This is a genomic window from Pandoraea sp. SD6-2, assembly GCF_000389825.1.
Taxonomy (GTDB): Bacteria; Pseudomonadota; Gammaproteobacteria; order Burkholderiales; family Burkholderiaceae; genus Pandoraea; species Pandoraea communis.
In genome coordinates this window covers 663,650-688,323 of record NZ_KB944454.1, presented here as the reverse complement: position 1 = coordinate 688,323, position 24,674 = coordinate 663,650, and the positions used below count along the sequence as shown (strand labels likewise).

The 24,674-nt window shown below is 63.1% G+C and carries 22 protein-coding genes; 4 read left to right on the top strand and 18 right to left on the bottom strand.

All coding sequences use genetic code 11. From position 1 onward, the window contains the following. Positions 1–331: 331 nt before the first annotated feature. Complete coding sequence (locus tag C266_RS19500) at positions 332–1,372, top strand: porin (RefSeq protein WP_010808356.1); 1,041 nt, start codon at positions 332–334, stop codon at positions 1,370–1,372. Positions 1,373–1,621: 249 nt separating this feature from the next. Beyond that, on the top strand, positions 1,622–2,470 hold the full coding sequence (locus C266_RS19495) for a 3-hydroxybutyryl-CoA dehydrogenase (RefSeq protein WP_010808357.1): 849 nt from the start codon (positions 1,622–1,624) through the stop codon (positions 2,468–2,470). A 66-nt stretch (positions 2,471–2,536) separates the two neighbouring features. Here the strand turns inward: C266_RS19495 and C266_RS19490 are convergent, their stop codons facing one another. From C266_RS19490 to C266_RS19435, 12 genes are all read right to left on the bottom strand, one after another. Beyond that, the gene (locus C266_RS19490) at positions 2,537–4,477 is read right to left on the bottom strand and encodes a hypothetical protein (protein WP_010808358.1); all 1,941 of its coding nucleotides are present in this window, start codon (positions 4,475–4,477) and stop codon (positions 2,537–2,539) included. A 521-nt stretch (positions 4,478–4,998) separates the two neighbouring features. Beyond that, positions 4,999–6,912, bottom strand: a complete 1,914-nt coding sequence (locus tag C266_RS19485; protein ID WP_144265868.1) for a hypothetical protein — start codon at positions 6,910–6,912, stop codon at positions 4,999–5,001. Positions 6,913–7,306: 394 nt separating this feature from the next. Continuing rightward, a complete protein-coding gene (locus C266_RS19480) occupies positions 7,307–9,073 on the bottom strand; it encodes a hypothetical protein (protein WP_144265867.1) in 1,767 nt (588 codons plus the stop codon). 641 nt (positions 9,074–9,714) lie between these two features. Then, positions 9,715–10,662: a nitronate monooxygenase family protein gene (locus C266_RS19475; protein WP_010808361.1), complete on the bottom strand. Its 948-nt coding sequence runs from the start codon at positions 10,660–10,662 to the stop codon at positions 9,715–9,717. 360 nt (positions 10,663–11,022) lie between these two features. Next, on the bottom strand, positions 11,023–11,946 hold the full coding sequence (locus C266_RS19470) for an MBL fold metallo-hydrolase (RefSeq protein WP_010808362.1): 924 nt from the start codon (positions 11,944–11,946) through the stop codon (positions 11,023–11,025). Positions 11,947–11,989: 43 nt separating this feature from the next. After that, complete coding sequence (locus C266_RS19465; protein ID WP_010808363.1) at positions 11,990–12,421, bottom strand: MaoC family dehydratase; 432 nt, start codon at positions 12,419–12,421, stop codon at positions 11,990–11,992. A 34-nt stretch (positions 12,422–12,455) separates the two neighbouring features. Next, positions 12,456–12,698 carry a DUF1289 domain-containing protein gene (locus C266_RS19460; RefSeq protein WP_051126463.1) on the bottom strand — a complete coding sequence of 81 codons (243 nt, stop codon included), beginning with the start codon at positions 12,696–12,698 and terminating at the stop codon, positions 12,456–12,458. Between the two features lie 34 nt (positions 12,699–12,732). Next, the gene (locus tag C266_RS19455; RefSeq protein WP_010808365.1) at positions 12,733–13,170 is read right to left on the bottom strand and encodes a thioesterase family protein; all 438 of its coding nucleotides are present in this window, start codon (positions 13,168–13,170) and stop codon (positions 12,733–12,735) included. Between the two features lie 70 nt (positions 13,171–13,240). Then, complete coding sequence (locus C266_RS19450) at positions 13,241–13,759, bottom strand: YbaK/EbsC family protein (protein WP_010808366.1); 519 nt, start codon at positions 13,757–13,759, stop codon at positions 13,241–13,243. Positions 13,760–13,814: 55 nt separating this feature from the next. Continuing rightward, the gene (locus C266_RS19445) at positions 13,815–14,750 is read right to left on the bottom strand and encodes a hydroxymethylglutaryl-CoA lyase (protein ID WP_010808367.1); all 936 of its coding nucleotides are present in this window, start codon (positions 14,748–14,750) and stop codon (positions 13,815–13,817) included. Between the two features lie 49 nt (positions 14,751–14,799). Further along, positions 14,800–15,753, bottom strand: coding sequence for a glyoxylate/hydroxypyruvate reductase A (locus C266_RS19440; protein WP_010808368.1), 954 nt, complete (start codon positions 15,751–15,753; stop codon positions 14,800–14,802). Positions 15,754–16,044: 291 nt separating this feature from the next. Next, a complete protein-coding gene (locus tag C266_RS19435) occupies positions 16,045–16,596 on the bottom strand; it encodes a YaeQ family protein (RefSeq protein WP_010808369.1) in 552 nt (183 codons plus the stop codon). Positions 16,597–16,751: 155 nt separating this feature from the next. Here C266_RS19435 and C266_RS19430 point away from each other — a divergent pair, with 155 nt between their 5' ends. Then, positions 16,752–17,588: an alpha/beta fold hydrolase gene (locus C266_RS19430; protein ID WP_010808370.1), complete on the top strand. Its 837-nt coding sequence runs from the start codon at positions 16,752–16,754 to the stop codon at positions 17,586–17,588. An 82-nt stretch (positions 17,589–17,670) separates the two neighbouring features. Here C266_RS19430 and C266_RS27055 read toward each other — a convergent pair whose 3' ends face one another. From C266_RS27055 to C266_RS19415, 3 genes are all read right to left on the bottom strand, one after another. Then, the gene (locus C266_RS27055) at positions 17,671–18,054 is read right to left on the bottom strand and encodes a helix-turn-helix domain-containing protein (protein WP_010808371.1); all 384 of its coding nucleotides are present in this window, start codon (positions 18,052–18,054) and stop codon (positions 17,671–17,673) included. Positions 18,055–18,634: 580 nt separating this feature from the next. Beyond that, entirely contained in the window at positions 18,635–19,396 is a 762-nt protein-coding gene (locus C266_RS28455) for a helix-turn-helix domain-containing protein (RefSeq protein ID WP_010808372.1), read from the bottom strand. 129 nt (positions 19,397–19,525) lie between these two features. Continuing rightward, positions 19,526–20,449, bottom strand: coding sequence for a DMT family transporter (locus tag C266_RS19415; RefSeq protein WP_010808373.1), 924 nt, complete (start codon positions 20,447–20,449; stop codon positions 19,526–19,528). A gap of 368 nt (positions 20,450–20,817) precedes the next feature. On the opposite strand from C266_RS19415, the gene C266_RS19410 reads away from it, so the two are divergent. Beyond that, positions 20,818–22,056, top strand: a complete 1,239-nt coding sequence (locus tag C266_RS19410) for a diguanylate cyclase (protein WP_010808374.1) — start codon at positions 20,818–20,820, stop codon at positions 22,054–22,056. On the opposite strand, the gene C266_RS19405 is transcribed toward C266_RS19410, so the two are convergent. The 3 genes from C266_RS19405 to C266_RS19395 all read right to left on the bottom strand — a co-directional run bounded on the left by C266_RS19405 (position 22,057) and on the right by C266_RS19395 (position 24,490). Further along, positions 22,057–22,302 (bottom strand): hypothetical protein, encoded by a 246-nt coding sequence (locus C266_RS19405; protein ID WP_010808375.1) that lies wholly within the window; start codon positions 22,300–22,302, stop codon positions 22,057–22,059. A gap of 494 nt (positions 22,303–22,796) precedes the next feature. Beyond that, positions 22,797–22,982, bottom strand: coding sequence for a hypothetical protein (locus C266_RS19400; protein ID WP_010808376.1), 186 nt, complete (start codon positions 22,980–22,982; stop codon positions 22,797–22,799). Positions 22,983–23,275: 293 nt separating this feature from the next. Further along, complete coding sequence (locus C266_RS19395) at positions 23,276–24,490, bottom strand: porin (RefSeq protein WP_081636365.1); 1,215 nt, start codon at positions 24,488–24,490, stop codon at positions 23,276–23,278. Positions 24,491–24,674 lie beyond the last annotated feature (184 nt).

Sequence of the window (24,674 nt, the reverse complement as noted above, 5' to 3'; positions counted from 1 at the left end):
CGGCGTCTGCCGGTCGTGCTTGCCCACTCCCTATTGTTCCCGAACATCGTGGCGTATGTGAGTAATCGCCAACCTGCCGATGTAAGGAATATATCGATTTTGTTATACCGAGATTAATAGCGGCGCGGGTGGCCGTCCGATTTTTGTCTCCCCACCATTTCCTGGCCACTTCGTGTGGTGCATTTTTCGCACGGTTCCGGCCTATCTGCGCATGGTGGGGCTGTGCGAGAATCACGGCCGTTTAACAGGGAGGCGCTTCTTCAGCGGGCGCCAGCAGGTCCCGCGCAACGCGGGAACAGGCACACAAAATACATAAACCAAGGAGAAGTCAATGAAGCGAAGCATGGCCAAGGGCATCGGCGGGGCACTCGTTCTGGGGGCGTGTGTGAGCGCACCGGCATTCGCACAATCGAACGTCACGCTGTACGGTCAGGTCGACGCCTGGGTGGGTGCGGTCAAGAATCCGGGGGGCAATCGCGCCTGGACGCAGGGCGGCGGCGGCATGTCGACGTCTTACTGGGGCATGAAGGGTAGCGAAGATCTTGGCGGTGGCCTGAAGGCCGTGTTCGTGCTCGAAGACTTCTTCCGTCCGCAGAACGGTCAGTACGGCCGTTTCCAGGGTGACACGATGTTCTCGCGCAACGCGTACGTCGGTCTGTCGTCGGACACCGCAGGCACGGTCACGATGGGCCGTCTCACCACGTCGTACTTTGTCTCGACGATTCTGTTCAACCCGTTCGTCGATTCGTACACCTTCAGCCCGATGGTGTTCCACACGTATATCGGCCAGGCCGGTCAGGGCATTGTGGGCGACTCCGGCTGGAGCAACGCCGTGATGTACACGACGCCGAACTTCAAGGGGCTGTCGGGAAGCGCGTCGTACGCGTTCGGCAACAAGGCAGGCGAAACCGGGCAGAACAAGTGGAGCGCGTCGGCGCTGTACTTCAACGGTCCGTTTGCCGCGACCGTCGCCTATCAGCAGGTGAAGTTCGACTCGCAGCCCGACGACCTCGCCGGCATGGCAGGCTTTCGCAGCCAGCAGGCCGTGCAACTGGGCGCGACGTATGACTTCCAGGTCGTGAAGCTCTTCGGCCAGTATCAGTACATCCGCAACAACGTCACCGGCGGCGGTGTGTCGGAGAACGGCGGTCAGCTCGGCGTGTCCGTGCCGGTGGGCGGTGGCAGCGTGCTGGCTTCGTACGCATACATGAAGAGTTCGGGCGCGAGCAACGTCAATCGCAAGACGTGGGCGCTCGGCTACGACTACAACCTGTCGAAGCGCACCGACATTTACGCTGCCTACATGAACGATAAGGTGAGTTCGCTCTCGGGCGGCGACACCTTCGGCGGCGGCGTTCGCATGAAGTTCTGATGTTCCGGCGCACGCGTGAGCGAGACGCGTGCCGGGGAAGATCATCGAAGGGGGCTGACGCCGTTTGGGCGCGTCTGCCCCCTTCGTTCGTTGATCGATGCCGGTGCGCCCGGCATACCGCGCATCGGCGCCAGAGCGTTTCGCACAGCGGTTTCATGTGTCACCGATCCGACGCGCCCGCGCTATGATTTGTGCACCGCGCAAGACGGTATTCCCGCCACCTTTCAGCACAAACGGAGCAGAGACGACATGACGATTCAACACGTAGGCATCATTGGCGCAGGCACGATGGGTAACGGCATCGCACAGGCCTGTGCGGTGGCCGGCTTGCCGGTGACGATGGTCGACATCAGCGATGCGGCCGTGCAAAAGGGTGTGGCGACGATATCCGGCAGTCTCGACCGCCTCATCAAGAAAGACAAGCTCACTGCGGCCGACAAAGCGGCGGCGCTCGCAAGAGTTTCGACGGCAACCGACTACGCGGCGCTTGCCAACGCCGACATCGTGATCGAGGCGGCCACCGAGAACTTCGATCTGAAGATCAAGATCCTCAAGCAGCTCGAGGGCGTGACGAAGGCCGATGCGATTCTCGCGTCGAACACGTCGTCGATCTCGATTACCAAACTCGCGGCAGTGGTCGCCAAGCCGGACCAGTTCATCGGCATGCACTTCTTCAATCCGGTGCCGCTCATGGCGCTCGTGGAGATCATTCGTGGTTTGCAGACGAGCGACGAGACGCACGCCCGTGTCGACGCGCTCGCGCGCCAGCTCGGCAAGTCGCCGATTACGGTGAAGAACGCACCAGGCTTCGTCGTCAATCGCATTCTGGTGCCGATGATCAACGAGGCGTTCTTCGTGCTGGCAGAACATCTCGCGTCGCCCGAAGAGATCGACGAAGGCATGAAGCTCGGCTGCAACCATCCGATCGGACCGCTCGCGCTCGCCGACATGATCGGTCTGGACGTGTGCCTGTCCGTGATGAACGTCTACTACGAAGAATTCGCGGACTCGAAGTATCGTCCGTGTCCGTTGCTCAAGGAGATGGTCGCCGCCGGGTACCTCGGCCGCAAGACCGGGCGTGGCGTGTACACGTATTGACGACGGTGTGAAGGGGCGGGACGCACCGGCGCGGGCATCGCGCCGGCGACGGGCATTGGCCGAGTGTTAATCCGAAGGCTCGGCGTCTTCCAGGAGCGATGGCAATGCATCTCCGGGCGTCGGGCTGCCGCCCTGGCTTGTGGTGCTCGCCGCCGATTGACTCGACGCGCTGTCGGAGTTCAACGAATTTCCCCGGTCTCTCACCGTGACCCTGTGAATGCCCAGCGGACGCGTGACGGAAACCGTGTACGGATGCCCTGGTGTATGTCCGATGTCGATCAGTGCCTGGTTGATGAGGCGTCCTGCATCGATCGGACTCGTTGCGCTGGCGAACGAGATTGCCTTTGTGGTGCTCCACGGATCGAGAAGTACTGTCGATTGACGTGTCAGGTAGACAGCCTCCCGGAAAAGTTCGTGGCTGAGGCCATCCGGGTGCCTCACGTTCGGTGGCTGCGGTGTGGAACGGTCCATCAGTTCGATAAATTGTTTGGAGTCCGAGTAAATTACCATGACGTGGGGTGGTCGGTTTTTCGGCTTGATCGTGATCATACGAAGTTGACTTCTCGATAGGCCGTTCCGGCGCAGGTTAAAAAAGAGAATTTCAGAGTTCTCTTGACAAAATGCCTCGGCCGCAGGGTTCCACGAGTAATACATTGCCGTGATCTCGGACGCGATGCATTGCTGTTTTATCAAAGGCAAGTTCGGATCAATGTTCTCCCTCATGCTAGCGCGCAGGGCGGCACGGTGATTGATGATCGAATTGTCGCGAAGCGCTCGCAGATCGGCGCGATTCGATCGCCGCAGACTCAGTTCCCCCAAGGCGAAAAGTGCTTCTGGAATGGCTTGTCGCGTAGTTTGGTCGGGGATATGTTGAATAGTGCTGGCCACATCTTCAACGCTATCGACCACGCTGTCATACGGATGATCGACTTTGCTCGAAGCACACCCGCCACCGCACAGTCGCAGAGGCGCGTGCGCGTGCCACTCTCCAGTGCTTTCGTCATACGTTACCGGCACTTGCGCCCGCCTGTCGCTGCCCTTGGGCGCTTCGACAAGCCAATGATCGGCGCTGAGGCCGGGCTGTGCCTGGTAGTAGCCAGCTTCGCCCCTCAGGTAGTGGTGTCCATCCACCAGCACGACACGCGACGGCTCGGCAGCAGGAAGCCGATCCGCCGACAATATTTGTGCATAGCCTTGCAAATGTTCCTGCTCACCCACGATGCGCGGGGGGGGCGCCCACGCGGGGCCGCCTACGCGGCCGGAAGCCGGCGGTGGCACGTCTTGAGCGTTAGCCGCATCAATGCTCTCGTGTGCGCCGGATCGGACGCGACTCGGTTCAGGGCGTAACGGGTCGGAATGATGCGCCGTCTGAGTACTTTCCTCAGGCAGAGGCACTGGCGGCGAGTGAATCGGCACACGCGAGCCGGCGGGATGCAGGGGATCCGATCCCAGCGTGCGCGGATCGGCGAATTGCAGAATACCAACGAGCTTTTCAGAATCGAAGCCCTTGCCTTCCAGTTCATCGCTGACGATGCCTGCAAGATCGCCGGGCAGGCGCGCTAGACGGACCTGTGGCAGTAGTCCGGTCGCGACGTCCAGCGCATCTGCGCCATTTTGAACGCCGTCGCGCACGTCCGGGCCGACGGTCTGCCCGCTGAGTATTTCATAGGCATCACCCATCGCTTCCCCGAGGTGCTGGAATGGGGCGCTTGTCTTGGACACCGCCTTGAGGAACTCCTGAAAGGTGTACTCGGACTTGATCGGCGAAGCACGTTGCACGGGCCTGACGATCACGTCGTCGGGCATTGAGGATAAAGGCACCTCGACGGCGAGTTGCGGGCCGGGGTTGAACGCACGGGAGTGAGGCCCCGTCGCTTCGTTGTTGTCCTCCCCGTGAAATGCGCTTCGTGACACGTCGCTGGACGCAGAGGCGGCAAGATTGGAGACCAGCATGATGGCGAGCGCAGCGGGCCAGATCGTGTTGCGCGGCGCTCGGCCGGTGTCCATGTGCCGGGGATGCAGTAGCGTGCGCGACCCGATCTCGGAAGGCACACAGCGCGCGTTGCGGAAGGTGCGAGGAAACCCCGCCGTGGCATTGGTCGCGCTCTCTTGGTGCCGAAGGGGATGAGGGAGGCCGTAACACGGAGAATGACGCGTGACGTGGTGGTGCGAAGCAATGGGCATGAACCCCTCCAAATGGCTGAAGCGCCGAAGCGCTGACGTGCGGAAGGCCGGAGATGAGGCGAGTCGGAGATCGTCGGGCGGCGATACGGCGACGCCGCCATTCGTGCCGGATGCGGACGATGTGCGGCCCGAGCCGTCCGGGTCTGAATCTCCGGCGCTTCCCAGGCGCATCTCATTGCCGGGGCCGCCCGTGCTGTGTTGGTGAGGCGATGACAGGACAGATATGGCACGACCACATCTCCGTAGGGTGTGCGACACGGCGAGAGGGACGCCCCCCGGCGGCTCACGGACGGCATCGACGCCGCCCGTGCGCAAGTGCTCCGGGGGCGATGGTCAAGCCGGGGTCAAAGCGGCGTGCCGTAGTCGCCTTTCTGCGATGCGCCTGGCGGGTCCCGGTGAGATGGGCCGGAGCGTACCGAGTCGCCCGCCGAACTACTCCGGCTTCGCGTGCTGGTGGAACTTCCGCTTAAGGATACGGAGCGCTCCCGAGGCGCGGGGTATGGCCGGGTCAGAGATACCGTATAGGGGCTGCCGGGAATGCGCGCGGTATCTGCCAGTGCGATGTCGAGCACATGTCTCACTTCGTCGACGTCGTTGGTCCATGGAAACGACGATGCCTTGATTCGGCTCCAAGGGTCGAGCAGCACGGTGGAGTCGCGAGACAGGAAGAGGGCACTCGCAAACACGTCGCCCGAAACGCCGTCATCCTGGCCAAGGATGGGCGGCTGCGGCGTCGTCAGATCGAGCAGATCGATAAACGGGTCCGACTCCGTATAAAGCACCATGACGTGGGGCGGCCGGCCTTGCGACCTTACGGTAAGCATCCGGATGTTGTTGCCGGGAATCCCGCGCGCGAGCAGATAGTGAAAGAGGATTTCCGCGTTCTCCTGACAGAAGGCCTCGGGGCTGAGGTCAAGGAGACTGTTATCCACGTAGTTGTCATAGTGGATCGCGGTAATGAGAGCCGCCTCGCGTTGCTGTTCGAACAAGGTGGAATGCGGATCGATTCGCATCAACTGCGGCACCAGAATACGGCGGTGCTCGACAATCGAGTTGTCGCGCAATGACCGCAGGTCTTCTCGGTTGGTGCGCATCAGGTGCAAGTGCGCCAGATCGCCGTATGCCTGCAGTATCGCGTCGTGCACGTCGCGGTTGGCAAGATGGTGAATCGCCTCGGTGACGCTGTTCTTGCTTATGTCGACGCTGTCCGGTGAGGACGCCCGGCTCGGGCCGCATCCGCCGCCGCACAGACGCAACGGCGGGTCTGCGCGCCATGCATCCGTCTGCGTGTCGTATGTCACCGGTACTTGCGCGCGTGTGCCGCGCGGCGCGTTGATCAGCCACTGGTTGGCACTCTGCCCGGGTGTCACGTGGTAGTAACCGGATTCTCCGACGAGATAGTGACGGCCCTCAATCGCCACCAACTGCCGCCGCGATCCGGTGGAAACTTGCGCTGATTGAAGCGTTTGTTCGTACCCCTGAAGGTATTCGCGCTCGCCTTCGATGCGCAACGTGCTATCGGCGTCATCGGGAGCATCCGGCGCATCGATGCGATTGACGCCGGCAGTGTCAACGGCGGACACGCGCGAACTGAGGGAATCGACGTCGTTCGGCGAGGCCGCTTCCGGCGGTATCGCCGGCGGATTTCCGTCCACCGGCACCTGGCCGGCGTCGATGCCGTCAGCAGGGGCCGCCTCGGGTACAGGCACACGCCGGAGCAGCACGGGTTGACCTGGCGGCGCGTCCTGCGGCGCAGGCGCCTGGCCCCCGAACGATCGAGGGTCGCCAAACTGCAGGAGGTCGGTGATCTTCGACGATTGGGGCGGCTTGCCATCGAGGGCATCGGCGCCGGCATCGGCGACACGTCCGGGTAGCCGGGTGATCTGAACGTTCGGAATCAGCCCGGTCGCGGCATCGACAACGCTGCCGACACGCTGCGCCGTCGCGATCGCCGACGGGTCCGCTTCGTCGCCACTCATTGCCTCGTAAGCGTCACCCACCATTCTGCCAAGATTGCGGAACGGCGCACTGGCTGCGGCGACGGCTCTGAGAAACTCCTGAAAGGTGTAGTTGGATTTGATCCGTGGGTGATCGAGGGGATGTCTCTGGATTTCGTGCTGGGCTTGCGTCGGCTCCCCGGGCGGGAGTGTTGTGGTGAAGTCGTGAGGGCTATCTCCCTCCCGCCATCGATTTGGCTGACGCGGAAGCATAGGGGTTGCCAGGGCTGGGGGTGCCATGAGATTGGCGACCAGCATCACGGTAAACGCGATCGACCAGGGACCGGGCGATGCTGCACCGGCCCTTGCAGGGGAGGTGCAGTGCGATGGGGTGCTGCCGGGGAATTTCCGCGCATTGCGTGTGCGTTGCAACGCGTGAGGGAAGGCGGGTGTGGCGAACGCCTGTGTTTCACGAGACGGCGGGTGACGGTCGGCTTGGTAACAAGGGGGAGCATTGATCGCACGACAATGCGACGAATACCGCATGAAATGACCTCCCGAGGATAGGCTGAATGTGAGTGTGGCTGGACTGGCCCAATGCCGATCCTGCCATGGAGAAGACTGCCATCGGTTGACATGGCGTGTTTGCGCTTCGGCTGCGTGCGTTATCGATTCCGTCGCATCGCAGCAAGGTGGCGACGGAATCCACGCCATATCAGGTGGGAGGGGCGGCATCGCTGTTCGGCACCGAATCGGCTCTGTCGCTCGACTCGGATTCGGGGGGAGGCAACGGCTCGGGATGTGAGGGGGCCGAGCCCTCGCCGCCAAACGTATTTCCGAGCCTTGCCGGGCTGCCGTAAGTGCTTAGGCTGGATATGCTGCGCTGGCGAGCGCCGAAGATGCGAGAGCCGAATGGCCGGGTGACCGACACCGTGAAGGGCTGACCGCTTTGGTGCCCGATGTCCGCGAAGGCCTCGTCCAGCGTTCGCATGACGTCGCTTTCGTCGCGCGCACGGGAGAATTCGATGGCTTTAGTCGTACTCCATGGGTCGAGCAGAATCGTCGTTCCCCTGTTCATGTAGATGAAGCCGCTGAACGTCGCGCCGCTGATGCCGTCGCGGTGATTGAAGACGGGGGGCTGAGGCGTCGCAAGATCGAGCAGTGTGGTGAGATCGTGCGTCTCGCTATAGAGCACGAGCACGTGTGGCGAGCGGCGCTGCGGGGTGATGTTGATGATGCGAATCCGGTCTTCCGATACCCCATTCTGCAACAACTGATGGAAGAGGATTTCCGCGTTCTCGTGGCAAAAAGCCTCTGCGTGGTGGTTCCAGTAGTAGTACCCGGTCGTGACTTCTGCCGCTTGCCGTTGTTGCGTCACCAGCGGTGCGTAACGATCAATATGTTCCATCGCTTTGCGCAACGCCGCGCGGTGGGTCATGATCGAATTGTCCCCGGTACCCCTCGTGTCGGGACGGTTCGTTCGGAGTAGATGCATATGAGCCAGTTCCTCCATGCCATGCAGAATCGCCAACTGCATTTTCTCGTCGTGAAGGTGGCTGACTGCCGCTTCGATTTCCGAATATCGCCCGTCGATGCTATCCGTCGACAGGCCTTTGCTCTGGCCGCAACCTCCTCCGCACAGGCGAAGGGGGGCGTGCGCCTGCCATTGTCCGCTTGCCCTGTCGAATGTCACGGGAACCTGCGCCTTGTCGCGTCTCGGCGCGTCGATCAACCAATGATCGTCGCTGCGCCCGCGCACCGCGTGGTAGTAGCCGGCGTCGCCGCCGATGTAGCGTTCGCCTTTTATCAACAGCAGGCGCGGGCGCTCGCCTGAGGGCAATTGCTCATCGGTGAACACTTCCTCATAACCGCGCAGGTGCTCAGCCTCGCCCTCGATATGCAATGGCGTTGCGGGCGCAGGAGGGGCGTTGTCCGTTTGCTCGGAGGCAAGGAAAAAATGGTCGGCATCGATCGCATCGACCTCATCTCTGCTCGGTTCGGCCTCGTTCTCGGGGGAGAGCTTTCGTCGAGCGGCCATGTGTGCGCGAGGTATCGGATGAAGTCCGCGATTGAGGGGGCCAACTGGCTCGGCGGGTAATTCGCTTCGCATCGGGTGCTGTACCCGGCGTCTCGCGTGCGGGGGCATGTGCGAGCCGAATGCGCGTGGGTCCCCGTTTTGCATCAGGCCGGAAATCGTCTCACTGGTTGGCAACTTGCCGTCAAGGCCGTCCGCGACCACGCCGGCAAGTTCGCCGGGCAGTCGCGCGAGTTGCACTTCGGGGATGAACCCCGTAGCGATATCAACGACCTCGCCGCTTACCGTGAGTCCTTGACGGACACTCGTTGCCATCTCGTGCTCGCGAAGGATCTCGATGGCGTCGCCGACCGACTCGCCCAGACGGCGAAACGGCTCGCGTGCCGAACTCACTGAGCGCAGTATCTCGGGAAACGTGTATTCGGATTTGAATACCGAGTGTTCCATACGGCGTACCACAACGGAGGGGTCGATTGCGACGCCGCCGTCGGGCGCATGATCCGACGGATGGCGGGCGAGATGGCCATCGGCAGGGGGTTCGGTATCGGGCGGGGTGCCGCCGATGGGGCGATTCGGGAGCGCTGAGGCTGCAGGCGTTGCGAGATGGGTTATCAGCATCATTGCAAGAGCCGCGCGCCAGACGGCGGCGGGTTGTTGCGGCGCATCGTCGCAACAACGTGATGTCGTTTCACGCAGACCTGCAGATGCCCGTGTGCATCGTGCCCCGAGAAACGTGGTGGTGAAATGCTCGCGAGCCGAAGGTGAATGACGGCGACGTGATGCTTCGAGACGGTCTGATGCGCAGTGACGAGTGCGCCGGGCCGCGGGGGGGAGGTCGTAGTGAGGCGTGATAAGGATAGCGCGTTGATTCGAAACCGATGACATGGCAACTCCTCTCCTGGAAGGGCTGCCGTAGTACGTGTCGTTAGCGACGCGTGCGCTATCGGCAGTCCGGGAGAGACGATGGCATATCGTGCGCCCGCCGGGCTTGTGCTTCGACGGAGCGCGTTGTCGGTTTTGTGGTGCCCGGCTGCCAGGCCGGCACCGCGCACGCTTGCGCGTGCGGGAGTGCGGTGAGGGGGACGCGTTCAGACGGCAAGCCGGCGGCGGGTGTCGTCGTATTCCTGCTTCAATTGCGCGACGATGCCGGCCACCGGGCGAACGTCGTCCATCAGGCCCACACCCTGACCGGCGCCCCAGATGTCCTTCCACGCCTTCGCCTTCGAGAAGTTCATGGCGGTCTTGTCGGCCGTGGGCAGGTCGTCCGGATCGAGACCGGCGTTCAGGATGCTTTGGCGGATGTAGTTGCCCGACACGCCGGTGAACAGGTTCGTATAGACGATGTCGTTGGCACTCGCGTCAACGATGGCCTGCTTGTAGTCGTCGCTCGCATTCGCTTCGGTGGAGGCGATGAAGCGCGTGCCGATATAGGCGAGGTCGGCGCCCATCGCCTGGGCTGCGAGAATCGAGCCGCCGTTGGCAATTGCGCCGGAGAGCACGAGGGGACCGTCGAAAATCTTGCGCACCTCGCCGACCAGCGCGAACGGCGAGAGCGTGCCCGCGTGTCCGCCTGCGCCGGCCGCGACGAGAATCAGTCCGTCCACCCCGGCTTCGAGCGCCTTGTTCGCGTGACGCAGATTGATCACGTCATGCAGCACGATGCCGCCGTAGCTGTGCACCGCGTCGAGTACTTCTTTGGGGGGTGCACGCAGGCTGGTGATGAAGATCGGCACGCGATGCTCCACGCACACGCGCACATCGTGTTCGAGCCGTTGATTCGACTGATGCACGATCTGATTGACGGCGAGCGGGCCGACGACCGCGTCCGGATTCGCCGCCTTGTACGACGCGAGTTCCTCGGTCATGCGAGAGAGCCAGTCCTCGAGAATCTTCGGCTCGCGCGCGTTGAGCGCGGGGAACGAGCCGACGATACCGGCCTTGCACTGCGCGAGTACCAGTTCCGGGTAGCTCACGATGAACATCGGCGACGCCACCACGGGCAGCGCCAGGTTTTGCAGAATCTTGGGAAGTGCCATGAAGTCTCCTTGAGCAGGACGTTCGGCGCCCGGCACGCATTGCGTCGGCGCGCAATTTATCGTGGTCCATTTTCGCGAACGATCGTTCGATTATAGGGGGATTCGCCCGTCGCCCGGTGAGCGGGCACTTGAAGAAGTCTTCGGTTCCGACGCACCGAATGTCCCCGTATCAGGGAAAGTCCCCTTGGGGGGCGTGCAGACGGCGTCTAGGATGAAAGCGCGTGCCAGGCGACGTCAGTTTCACGATGGCGCAGGACGAGCGCAGCGTTAGCGACCGCGGCGCTCGTCCGGCACGTCACGTCCTCACGCCGCTTGCCGTCACTGGCAAGTGGCGTTGTTTTTTGGGCGGCGCCGTGGCGCTCACGCGGCGTACAACGTATCCGTCGCGCTGTCGTGGCGCAGCGCGCCAGCCTTTGCCAGTTCCGCGACGAGCGTGTCGAGCAGACCGGGCCAGCCCGACGGCGGCGTGAGCATCGCTGCCGCACTGCGCCACGCGCGCGCGGTGTCGAGCGTGGCCTTGAGCGTAGCGCCTGCCATCTCAGTCTCGGCCATCAGACGAAAGACGATCAGCACCTTGAGCGCGTTGCGGGCGTTACGTGCGGGGTCGCTTTGCAGATAGTCGAGGCGCGCACGTGCGGCCGCCAGTGCGCTGTCGATATCGTCGAACGGCCTGCCGTGTCCGGGAATGACCCGCGAGACATCGAGTTGCCCGATGAGATCGAGCACGGCGGCTTGCTCGGCGAATCCCGATTCGCCGTCGAGTTCGGGGAAGATCACACCGAAGCCGCGTTCCCACAGCGCGTCGCCGGAGATCAGGATGCCGTCGGTGGCGTTATAGAGCATCAATGCGTGCGGGTCGTGTCCCGGGGCGCCGAGCACCAGCCATTCGTGCTCACCCAGCGTCATGGTATCGCCGGGCGAGAGCGTGTCGTCGAAGGAGAAGCGCGCGCATTGCTGCCCCGTCGCCTCGAACGACAGACGTCGCTCGTCCCAATGGCGGACCGGGTCGGCTTCTGCGGCCGGCACCCATGTACGGCAGCCGTAGCGCGCCTGTAGTGCGGCGTTGCCGCCGCAATGATCGGAGTGCAGATGCGTGTTGACGAGCCGCGCGAGCGGCCGACCGTCCGGCAGCGCTTGCGCGACGAGCGCCAGCGTCTGTTCCGAGTGCGAAACGTAGCCGCTGTCGATCAGTGTGGGTTCGTCGCCGAGGAACAGGACATTGTTCGATGAGAGCCAGCCGCGCTCGAACACGCGCAGCCCGGCAGGAAGGGCAAGCGAGGTCATGGGCGTATCTCGTGAAGGGGGGGCACGGGCAATGCGCGGCGTTTCAGGCCGGTTTGGCGCACACGAGGATCTTGGCCGTGGCCGCAATCACTGTCTCGCCGTGTTGGTTGACGGCCTCGCCGTCGAGCGAAACGATGTCGCCCGCGAGCTTCTCTTTCCACAGACTGTCCGTGACCGTCCAGCGCACGGTGATGTCGTCGCCCGCGTGCACGGCGCGGCGCAGCTTCATGTCGAATTCGAGCCCGAGCGGCTGGGCCGTCTTCGCGTAGTGCGTGGCGAGCAGCGCGGCCAGATACGACATCTGCTGCGTGCCGGACGAAATCAAGCCGCCGAAACGCGGATCGGCAGTGGCGTAGTCGGCGTCGTGGTGCAGCGGATTGAAGTCGTGCGCCAGCGTGGAGAATTCGCGGATCGAGTCAGGTGAGAAGTGATGGGTGGCGGCGAACGTCTCGCCGACTTCAACGATTTTTCCCATATGCGGTCACGAAAGAGTAGGGGGCGGAGGCACTTCAGGCGTTGCCCGTGTCAGGGTCGCGAATGACGATGCGGCGGTACTGTACCGGCGGCTCCTCGTGCTCGGCGCGCCGGGCGGGCAGCAACGACCAGATGCGGCGCTTGTCGTCGTCGGCCATGGTCGACCAGGCGGCGATTTCGCTGAGCGTGCGCCAGCAGCCCGAGCACCAGCCGGTCGCCGGATTCATGCGGCAGATGTTGGTGCAGGGAGACGGAACGGGGGACGCGTGTGTCGTCATGATAGCCATCGGGCGGCGCAGGGCGGCGTGTAGTTCAAATGGACAGGCCCAACTTGGCAGCCTTCTCTTGCAGCTTGCCGTGGAAACGTTCCTGATCGACGATGACGCGCTCGTGCGTGCCGGCGCTCACTTTGTCCAGACCGTCCCAGGCAACGACCTCGAAGCGCAGCGTGCGGCCCGAGACGTCCACGAGCTTGCCCTGAATGCGCAGCGTGTCGCCCGCCGGCGTGGCAGCCAGATGCGAGAAAGAAACGAGCGTGCCGAGCGACTGCTCGCGCGGCCAGTCCAGATAGGGGCGAATCGCTTGCAGACAGGCGCATTCGAGAATGCCCGCGAGATAGCCGGTGGCCAGCACGGCGGGCATATCGCGGCACAGTTCGACATCGTCGTACAGCTCGGGGACCACGGCCTTTTTCGGCACGCGATAAGTCCACTCGAACGTCAGGCCCGGCACAAGTTCGGGGCTCGGCATGGCACGCCTCCTTGAGGTTGTTCTTGGGTACGACGGTCAACCTTGCCGACGCAGTCACGCTGGCGGTGCTTCAGCCACGCAGCGCCACATCGACGACGGGCGCGCCCGTCATGGCAACGAGTTGCTGCGGTGTGAGGTTGAACACGGCATGCGGGTGCCCGGCAGCCGCCCACAGGCTCGCGAGCTTGAGCAGGTCTTCGTCGATCAGCGTGACCGGCGAGACGACATGCCCGATCGGGCTCACGCCCCCAATCGAATAGCCCGTCTTTTCCTTGACGAAGCGAGCATCGGCGCGGGCAAGTTCACCGACTTGCGCGGCAACCTTTTTCTCGTCGACGCGATTGACGCCGCTCGCAATGATGAGCACCGGTGCGTCGTCGGCCACACGGCGGAAGATGATCGATTTCGCAATTTGCGCCACTTCGCAACCGAGTCCGGCGGCGGCCTCGGCCGACGTTTTGCCGGTGGCCGGCAGCAACACGATCGGCTGATCGTGGCCCATGCCGGAGAGCAGCCGTGCAACGTGCCGTGCGCCTTCGGGAAGATCCTGCGCGTTCGCGGGTTCGGGTGTCTGGGGTGTCTCACTCATGGTCGGGCCGATGTCCTCGATTCACATGGGGGCGCAGGCGTTGTCCTGCGCGGTGTCAGGCGCAGGCGGGCGCGGCGTCTTGCAGCTTCGCGAGCATGGCGCGTCCCACGCGCGACGCGTTCGGGCGGCCGATGGCCTGCGAAATGAAGTCGCCGGTGCGCACCACGGCCTCGAGATCGACGCCGGTCTCGATACCGAGGCCCTGCAACAGGTACAGCACGTCTTCCGTCGCCACGTTGCCGGTCGCTCCCTTGGCGTATGGACAACCGCCCAGACCGGCGACAGACGAATGGAAAATCGTGATGCCCGAAAGCAACGCCGCGTAGATGTTGGCCGTCGCCTGTCCATAGGTATCGTGGAAGTGACCGGACAGGCGCTCGATCGGGAACACCTTTGCGCAGGCTTCCATGACGTCGCGGGTGCGCGAGGGCGTGCCCACTCCGATGGTGTCGGCGATGTCGATCTCGTCGCAACCGAGGGCGGCGAGCCGCTGCACGACGTCGACCACGCTGGCGACCGGGACGTCGCCCTGATACGGGCAACCGAGGGCGCACGAGATGCTGCCTCGCAGGCGCAGACCGGCGTCTTTCGCCGCGCGTGCCACGGGTTCGAAGCGCGTGATGCTCTCTTCGATGGAGCAGTTGATATTGCGCTGCGAGAACGCTTCGCTCGCGGCGCCGAAGATCACGACTTCATCCGCCTTGGCGGCCACTGCGGCCTCGAAGCCGCGCATGTTCGGTGTGAGCACCGAGTAGATCGTGCCGGGGCGGCGCGTAATGCCGGCCATGACCTCGGCGCCGTCGGCCATCTGCGGCACCCACTTGGGGGAGACGAACGACGCCGTCTCGACATTGGCGAAACCGGCGGCCGACAGACGATCGACCAGCGCAATCTTGATGTCGGTCGGTACCGGCTGCTTCTCATTCTGAAGGCCGTCGCGCGGGCCGACTTCGACGACTTTCACGTGTTGCGGCAGTTGGGGCGTCACCATGAGTTGTCTCCTCTTAGGGGTGCAGGCGCGGGATCTGACGGGCGGCGGTTCAGTATCCGCGCGCCAGATCGACGATGCCGGTAATGGCTTCGCCGCGCTCGAGGGCGGCGATCTTGCCCGCGATCTGCGCGACCGTCTCGTCGCGCAGCGTCAGGGCCGAAATATGCGGTGTGACGGTGACGCGCGGCGCACGCCAGAACGGGTGGTCGGCGGGCAGCGGTTCCGTGCGGAACACGTCGAGCGTGGCGCCCGCGATCTGACCGCTTTCGAGCGCGGCCAGCAGGTCGCCTTCAACCAGATGGGCGCCGCGTGCCACGTTGATCAGATACGCGCCCTGCGCCAGTTTCGCGAATAGATCCGCGTTAAGGACATCGACCGTTTCCGGTGTGAGCGGCAGCAAGTTCACGAGAATGCGCGCACCGGACACGCAGGCGTCGAAGCCGGCACTGCCGTGGTGCAACTCGACGCCGCTGCCAGATGCGTCCTCGCTGCGCTGGCCGCGGCTCCACGCGCGAACCGGAAAGCCGAACGCCTTCAACATCCTGGCGACGTGTGCGCCGAGCGTGCCGTAGCCGAGCACGGTGACGGGAAAGTCAGCGAGACGGTTCGGCTTCTGAAACTTCCATTGCCCTTGTGCCTGCTGATCGTCGAATACATCGAGGCGGCGGAAGTAGCGCAACGCGGCGGCGCTGACGTATTGCGCCATTTGGTCGGCCATGCCGGCGTCTTCCAGACGCACGAGCGGCACGCCCGCCGGCAGGCGTTGGGCGCCTTCGCCGCGCGTGCCGAGCACGCCGTCGACCCCGGCCCCCATGTTGAAGATGGCCTTCAGGCGTTCGCGAGGTTGCAGCACTTCCGCACTCGGCTTCCAGAGCACCAGATAGTCGGCCGGGGCCGTATCGCCGGGCTGCCAACCGCGGATGCGAGCCTGTGGTAAATGCTCGGCAAGGCCGGTTTCGTACGGGGCGGTCTTGCCGTCCGGGGAAAAGATCAGGATGTCCATGAGGTGCGAGGGCAGACGCTTATAAGGAATGAGGCATGGCGACAGGGGACAGCGAGCGTGCGACATGTGCGCGCCCCAAAGGTCGCCGGGGTGTGCGCTCGACACGATAAGCCGATCCTTCCGGTGCGCGCCAGCGGCGCGGTCGCGGTGACTCGATTGACGTTAACGTCAAGTGTAACGCAGCTTGTGGCGCGCCGCGTATTGGGGCGAGGCCGGAGGTGGGGGAAAGGCGGAAGAGGGCGCGGAGCGGCTGAGAGATCCGCGCCAGTGGATGGCTTGACCCGGAACCGGTCAGTAGGTGGCGGCGGCGCGTAGCGTGACGAGGTTGATCGGCAGGTTGTGGTGGTCGTCCGCGACCCAGACGTCGCCATCCTGAATCGTGCATTGCAGGCGCATCGTACGCGAGGCCAGTGCCGTCAGCGCCTCGGCGGACACCTCATCGAGCATGCGCACGGTGAGGTTCGACAGGCGGGTGATCTGCGATTCGGTGGCTTGCCACCAGATGGCGGCCGGCTTGCCGCCGTACGCCAGAACATCCACGTGCTCTGCGCGGCCGGCGGCCTTGACGAGGCGGCGCGCGTCGGGCTGACCGACGTCGATCCACCGGACGATGTCGCCGCCGAAGTCGTGTTCCCACAGGTCGGGCTCGTCGGCCGTCGAGATGCCCTTGCCGAACGAGAGGCGCTCGCTCGCGTACAACATGAAGGCAAGCAGGCGCACCATCATGCGTTCGTCGGTTTCCGACGGATGCCGGGCCAGCGTCAGGCTATGGGACGCGTAATAGTGGCGGTCGAGGTCGGTGATTTGCACCTCGGCCTTGTAGATCGTGGCTTTGAGTGCCATGCCGGGAAACCGCAGGAATGAAGAAAGTCGCAAGCATACACCAGGCCCCGACACCCGCTCATTTGTCCGGGCCGGCTTGCTGCGCCGATGACGCGCCGCAGCAAGGGGGCCGCAAGCTCGGTATACTGGCTGCCCGTCTTACCTGATGTGTCCCCATGCCGGTTCCTGCACCGCAAACGATCGACGTCAACGGCTATCCGATGGCGTACGTCGAAACTCCCGCACCTGCCGACGCCGCCGGCGCACCGCTCGTGCTGGTTCACGGCTCGCTTTGCGATTGTCGCTATTTCAAGCCGAACATGGCGCCGCTGGGGCAGCGGCGGCGAGTCATCGCGGTGAGCCTGCGCCACTACTGGCCGGAAGCCTGGAACGGCCGCGACGGCACGTTCTCCGGTGAACAGCACGCCGAGGATCTGGCCGCGTTCATTACGGCGCTCGGCGTGGGGCCGGTTCATGTGCTCGGCCATTCGCGCGGCGGTTATGTCGCGCTGCGCACGGCACTTCTGGCGCCGGACACGGTGCGCTCGCTCATCCTTGCCGATCCGGGCGTGGAAATCAGCGGTGGTCCCGTTCAGGTGTCGCTCGACAGCGAGCGGGGCAACTTCCGCCAGGCGGCGCTCGCTGCCATCGAGGCGGGCGATATCGACGGCGGTCTGGCGATCTTCATCGACGCGGTGAGCGGGCCGGACACCTGGCGTCGCATGGTGCCCTGGTTCAAGCGGATGGTGCGCGACAACGCGCTTACCTTGATCGGTCAGGTGGCAGAGCCGCGCACGCCGTTGCCGATAGATGCACTTGGCGCGTTGCATGCGCCGGTGTTGCTGATGGGCGGCGCGGAGAGCCCCGCGCCCTATCCGGAGGTGTTGAACGCGCTCGCGCACGCCATGCCGGAAGCCCGCCGCATGGTGATTCAGGACGCGTCGCATGGCATGAACCTCGCCAATCCGATTGCATTTCACCGCGCGGTGGACGCCTTCCTCGGGAACGACTAACGTCCGCAGACGCTAAACGCCCGGACAGAGGTGTCGCCCGACACCTGACGCGAGCCAGTCGTCTCGACTTCGCGTTTCACTCTCATTCGTCGCGCAACACGCCGTGACCCAGACGCAAGCTCAGCGTACGGACCAGATCGGCCATCCATGCCTGATCGCGGTCCGACAATTTCTGCATGGCGCGATTGAGCGACGGATAAGGATCGCAGGGCGCGGCCGCACTCGGCCCGGTATCCGTTGCCATGCCGTGTGACGAATCGAACGCCAGCAGCTCATGCGGGGGCAGCCCCAGCGTGTCCGCCAGAATGCAGATGTTGCGCAGCGAGATATTGCGTTTGCCACGCTCGACACCGCTCAGATAAGAGCGCGCCAGTCCGCTTTCCAGCGCCAGCTTGTCTTGCGCCCAGTTGTACTTCTTGCGCAAGCCGGCGAGGTGTCTGCCGAATCGAAATAAGTTGGTGTCCATAAGAATGTTTTCCTTGTTAGGGACGAGAAGATTGAAACAAAAATCCGGTATTGAGGGCGGTGCCTCGGGTATCCCCCGTTTGCGAGGCACGAACTACCTAGTCTGCGATGCGGAGTTTTTGTGAACTTTCGGAGAAGGCACAAAACGCGAGAGCTTTCCGAGGGTAGCGACGGCGCCAGTCTGCGTATCGCTGTGAAGGCATTGCCATACATCTTGTCGCACTCCCGTCAACACGAGCCGCGCAGTGTGACACCGGACATGCGAAACCACGCCATGAGGGGATTCTGAAAGGTTCCGCGTTGGGATGTCACTCGATGTCGACGCGGCGAGTGGTATGCCGCGGTGTTGCGCACGAGTTTGCGGCGGGCATCAACTTGCTGTCATGCTCGTGGTGACTGGCGTATGGGCGTTCGGCACGAAGCCGTGAGACGTTGTTCGGTGCAATGCCCGACGCTCGCTGAAGTGATCGCTTTCGATAGGGGTCTTGGTAACTCTTACTGGACGAACAATCGCGCAATGCCCCCCGCGATACTCGGGGGACTTTGCGCTATGTCCTAAGAATCCATTGCCCGGCTATCGCTCACTCTTCATCGCCGTTGGGGAAACGCCGCGAGTCCTCACGCGCGATGGCATCGGATCGGTGCGCGTCAGTGGATTCGCCTGAGGCCTCTGCGTCGCCGAACGACGCGCGCTCCGGCTCGCGGACGTGCGTGGCAGTATCGGCAGGCTCACCCTCGTCGTCGTCGACAAGGTAGCTGTCTTCGCTCGGTGCGGCGAAGTGATGATGTGCGGGAAAGCCGCGATCGATGACGGTGCGCTCGGAGACTCTGCTGAAGGCGGGGCGTCCCACGTCGGCATCGTCGGCATCGTCGGTATCGTCGGCATTGTCGAGGTCTTCGTCCTCGCCGGCCAGATCGTCGCGCGCGGCGGGCGATGCTGCGGGGGTGTTAGAACTGGCGCGCGCCCCACCGGGCGAGGCAGCATGGCTCAGACGGGCGCTGAGACTTCGGATGATTTCGGCGAGCCATACCTGATCGCGGTTTTCGAGCCGGCACAGAAAGCGGCTAATCTGAGGCACCGGTGTGTGATCGGACGGCGCGGTACCGTCCTCGGCGCCGGACGCTGCCTGAGCGAAGCGCAGCATCTCCGACGTTGGCACGCCTAGCGTATCGGCGAGCACACAGATGTTGACGAGGGCGACGTTGCGCCTGCCGCGCTCGATGCCGCTGACATACGAGCGTGCCAGACCGCTCTCGAGAGCAAGTTTCTCCTGCGACCAGCCGCGCGCCTTTCGCAGGCGGGCCAGATGGTCTCCGAACAGCGCGAGTGGATTCGTTTGCATGGCGGAACTCCGTTGACGAGTCACACAGCGTAATCAATCCCCCCGCGCCCTGCGACGTTATATCGCTCTCCTCCCCATGCGTTACAGCCGGGCCTCTATAAAGAGTCGGCGACGCTAATAGCGCAAAATTTATCGGACGCTTCCCAATTCATCGGACAACGCCGGAATCGGTTCACGCGCTTTACGGATCGGCAAATGCCAGTGCTCACCCAGTGTGACGCCCGCCAGAATCAGTGCGCCGCCCACGAGGTGATAGGCCGCGAGATGTTCGCCGAGCCCGAACGCCGCGATCAGCGCAGCGAAGATCGGTACCAGGTTGATGACGACCGTGGCGCGTCGCGGGCCGATACGTGCAACGCCGATCATCCAGATGAACGGCGCGGCGATCGAGACCAGAAGGGTGGCGAAGGCCAGTTGGGGCAGGTTGTCCATCGACACGCCCGCCTTCTGCGAGAACAGATAGAAGGGCAGCAGGACGACAACGGCACACAGGATCTGTGCGTAAAGCGATGGTAGTGGTGCGAGCGGCAATTGCCACTTGCGTAGCAGTACACAATAGATCGCATAGGCGAGCATGGCGGCAAACATCATCGCGTCGCCGATGCCGATGCCATGATCCGCCAGATGCAGCAAGGAACCGTGCCCGACCACCAACAGCACGCCGCCGATCGACAGCAAGCCACCGGCCAGCGCACCCGCAGTAAGCGCGTCGCCCAGCACAATGACGGCGAGTGTCAGCGTGGCAAGGGGCAGCAACGCGAGAATGATCCCCATGTTCGTGGCACTCGTATAGTGTGCCGCCGAGTAGGCGAGTCCTTGATAGATCGCCATGCCGAGTACACCGAGCGTTGCGTACTGCGGCAGATGCGGCAGAAACGCCCGGCGTTCGCGCCACAGTGCCGGCAAGGCGAACGGCGTGAGCAGCAGCCACGCGGCGAACCAGCGCAGGAAGGCGATCTCGGCGGGGAAGATGTGACCGACAGCGAGCTTGTTGACGATCACGTTGGCTGACCAGATCAGTACGGCAGCCAGCGGCAGGATGAAATTGACCATGTGTCTGAGTCAGGTGCCGGCGGGCCGGCCAATCGGAAAAAGCGGTGCGGGAATCCAGGCGCGGGGCCGGGCGATACCGCTCACGGGGCGTCGCGTCGACGCACACGACGTTGCGAATTGTCCGCCCGAAAGCGGCGAGTGACATAGTGAATTTAAGACAAACGATAAGGCATTTCGGACGCGACGTCGCTGCCTGGCGATGCTCGCTGGTTAGACCGGTTCGACCAATATTGGCTAGCTGTCCTAAGCCGCGGGTAGAATGAAGCCATTCCGGGGGGGGCGAGACGTAGGTCGCGTACGCGACACGCCGTGCCCGGCCCACGATGCGCAGGCATCGTGCGCGTTTCGTGATACGTGATCGGAGCTGCATGGTGAGAGTGAGTCAGCAAGACCGCTCGGCGCGCGCCGACGATTCGGAGCAACGGCGCACTGCGTCGTCCCTCTCCGCTAACGGCTCGGCCGTCGCGGGGAAGGGCAAGCGCTTCGTGCGACGTATCTATCGTCTGCGAACGATTGGCCTGGGCATCGGATTTTTCTGCGTTGCCGGCGTCTTCTATCGGCACGAGCCGTCCACCCCGCTCTGGCTATGGGCGTTGCTGATCTTCAACGGGTTTATCTGGCCGCATCTGGCTTGTGTGCTGGCGCTGTCGCGACCGGTTCCGTATCGCGCCGAGCGTGCCAATCTGTTGATCGATGCCGCATTCGGGGGCTTTTGGGTTGCCGCGATGCAATTCAATTTGTTACCGAGCGTGGTGATACTGACGATGATGTCGATGGACAACATCGGTGCCGGAGGCATCCGGCTGTTTCTTCAGGGGGTGCTCGCGAATGTGGCCGGGTTGCTGATCGGCATCGCCGCGCTCGGCTTCGTATGGGCCCCGGCGTCCGACACGTTCAATGTCGTCACCAGCTTGCCGATGTTGATTCTGTATCCCATTGCCTTGGGGAAGGTGACGTACGACCTCGCGCAGAAGCTGGCACAGCGCTCGCGCGAGATGGAGTACCTGTCACGGCACGACGGACTGACAGGGTTGCTTAACCGCCGCGCGTGGGAGCAACGGCTGGCCGAGATTCACGCCCACTGCGTGCTCACGGGAGAACCGGCATGTCTGGTGCTGATGGATCTGGACCACTTCAAGCGAATCAACGATACGTTGGGCCATGCCGCGGGCGACATGGCGTTGCGGCGCTTTGCCGGACTGCTGCGTCAACGTCTGCGTGAGATCGATGCCGTTGGCCGCTACGGCGGAGAGGAGTTCGGCGCGGTGTTAGTGAACACCGGTGACGTGTCGGGGCAGGATCTGATGTACCGCCTGCTTGCCGATCTGCGTGCCCGGGTCGCACAGGCCGAGGCGCAGATCCAGATGCAGACTACGCAGGCTTTATCGTTGGCCGAGTGCACGGTGAGTATTGGGCTGGTGCCGTTTTCCACGACCTTCGATACGCCGCAATCCTGGCTTCAGCACGCCGATCGCGCGCTGTATCGGGCGAAACGCGGGGGACGCGATGGCATGGTTGTCCTCGATGCGGAGGGCGCAGTCAGGACGGCGCGCGAAGTCGGGCGTGGCGATGACACCGGCACGGGCGCCACCGCCGACTCACGCTAATCAGCGCCTGCAAAGGCGGTTAAGCGCCCCGCGCAGGGCGGCGGGCAGCGCGGCGGCGAAGCCGAACGGACGTGCCAGCGTAGCCAGTCCCTCGCCGTTGAGCACGCGGGCGCCTTCCAGATGCGTGGACAGCAAGCAGAAATCTTCCCGATTCATCCCCACGCGTTGACACGCTTTATCAAGCTGTTTCAGATCGTTCGGGTGCAGGGTGATCGTCAGGGTGATGCGCTCTGGGTCGGTGTTCATGTCTGTCAATCTTCTCATTTTTAAAACATAGGGCATGTCGCGCGGATAGCGCGTATGCCGATCGCCCGCGCGATAGTGCGGGCGATCGCGATCCGACGATTTGTGATCGGGTCAATGTGACGAGCGCGTCAAACGGACGGAAAGACGCCATCGTGGCGCCGATGTCCGTTCTGGCGGTGTCTGCGATACCTGACCGGGGCGTCGGGTTGTCTTGTACAACGTCTGGGCAATACGAGGCTGTGGGCGAGCAACTCGCCGCCTGGAGCGCGGGCGGCGATAAGGCTCTGACGCGTGGGAGCGATGCCTCGTAACAGCAGGGAGGGATGACTCTCCATCCGGCCACGGCATAGGCGCCGGAAACAGCATGAGTACTGCGAACTGCAACTGCGGGTACGGCTTGAATTCACGACGAGCACTGCTGTTGCCGGATGTCGGCAACGGGTGGTGCGGTGATGCGAGACTTTCTGTACTGCAGGACTGCGGGCGACGCCGATTTACGCGGCGTCCTTGAACTGAATGCGTGGGCAGGGCGTATGGCGATGGCTACGGCGGAATCGCAACACGCGCTCGACGTGAGTCGCGGCTGCCGTGCGTGCCGCGCGACGATACAACTGCATCACACGCGCTGCCGAGACCGTCACGGCGAGGGTTGCAAACATCAACCAACTGACGAAAACCACGACACTTCTCCCTGGTGACTGCAGCCTCTGAAAAACCGGCGCGCGTCGAATTCAAAGGGAAATCCAAAGAGCGGGTTATCACTGGTTGCGATCGCAACGAACTTCAATGAGGACGAATTCTAAATAGTTTCCCGAATAGGGTAAACCCTTAAAATATAAATAATGTATTTTTTTAGACGAATAAGTCAAAAAAGTCCAAACAATCGTTTGAATTTGAGATCGCTGAATTCATTGGAAAGATCGGCCCAAACCCGCAGGCGTCAACGTGCTCGGGCCGATGGCGACGCGATGGATCAGAAGCTGTGCTTCAGGCCCATGCCGACCAGCAATTGCGTGCGTGCACCTGCGTCCAGGCCGTACGAACCGACCGAGGCGTTGGCTTCCACAACGCGGCCGTGATCCAGTGTCTTGCCGACGGCTTGCTGGTAGCCACCGATCACGTAGGTCGAGGTGCGTTTGGACAGCGCATATGTCACGCCGGCGTTGAACTGGTTGTAATGGGCGCCGACATTGCGACCGCCGCGCAAGCGGGTATAGCTGTAGCCGATACCCGTGTTGATCGCCGGCGTGAGCGCGTAAGTTGCGAAGGCGTTCACCGTGTCGAATTTCGCCGTGCCGGTGAAATTCGACAGCCCATCGCTCGCGTATTGTGCGTTCGAGAATGACAGTCCCAGAATCGCCGGGCCGATGGCGTATTTCGCGCCGACGCGTGCAATGCGCACTTTGCTCGCCGTACGGAAGCCGCTGTTGATCGGCGAGTTGAATAGCGAGCCTGCGCTGCTGGTCCAGTCGCGATAACCAAAGTCGGAACGCATGAAGTTGCTCACTTGCCGGCTTCCACCATCTGCGAAGAAGTAGCCTGCGCCGAGCGATAGCGGACCATTGCTGTAGGCACCCGCGAAGCCATACGTGCGACCCGCGCCTTCCTTGCCAGCCACGTTGCCCGTGGCGTACATGCCTTCGAATTGCAGGCCGCCGAAGTTCGGCGTGGCGTAGCGGATCGAATTGTTGACGCGTGCGCCGTTGTCGTAATTGTCGACGTCGCCAGGCGTGGCGAAGAAGCCGCCGAAGTAACCGTCGGCAGTCGTGCCCTGCACGAGGTTGACCACCGGGTCGTACTGGCGGCCGATGGTGACTTCACCCCATTGGGTGCTCGTCAGACCGACGATGGCCTTGCGTCCGAACGCGCGGCCGCCGTTGCCCATCTCGCCATTGACCGCGTTGAATCCACTCTCCAACTGGAACAGTGCGGAAAGCCCCTGACCCAGCGGCTCCGTGCCGCGCAACCCCCAGCGGCTGCCGGAGAGAATGTTGCTCGTGATCATCGAGCGGGATTGCGGACCGCTGACAGTGTTCGTGTGGTTCGCGTGCACGAAGCCAGAATCGATCGTGCCGTAGAGTGTGACGTTGCTCTGTGCGCTGACACTGGCGGGCAGCGACAGCAGCGTAAGGGTTGCAGCCAGCGCGAGGGCGCGCAGACCAGTGGGCGTATGTGGGTGTTGAGTCATGGTGTCGAGCGCCTTGCTGCGCATGGTTGAAATCGACACCGAGAATATTTCCTAACACCTGTTCGGATTCCTTATGAAAATTCCGAATGAACGAAAATCCCCATGGCAGCGACCGCTTCTCTGGGCCGCTGCCGAAGTTTCTAGGAACCCTCCTCAATATTTGCCGCTGAATAACGCAGTAAGC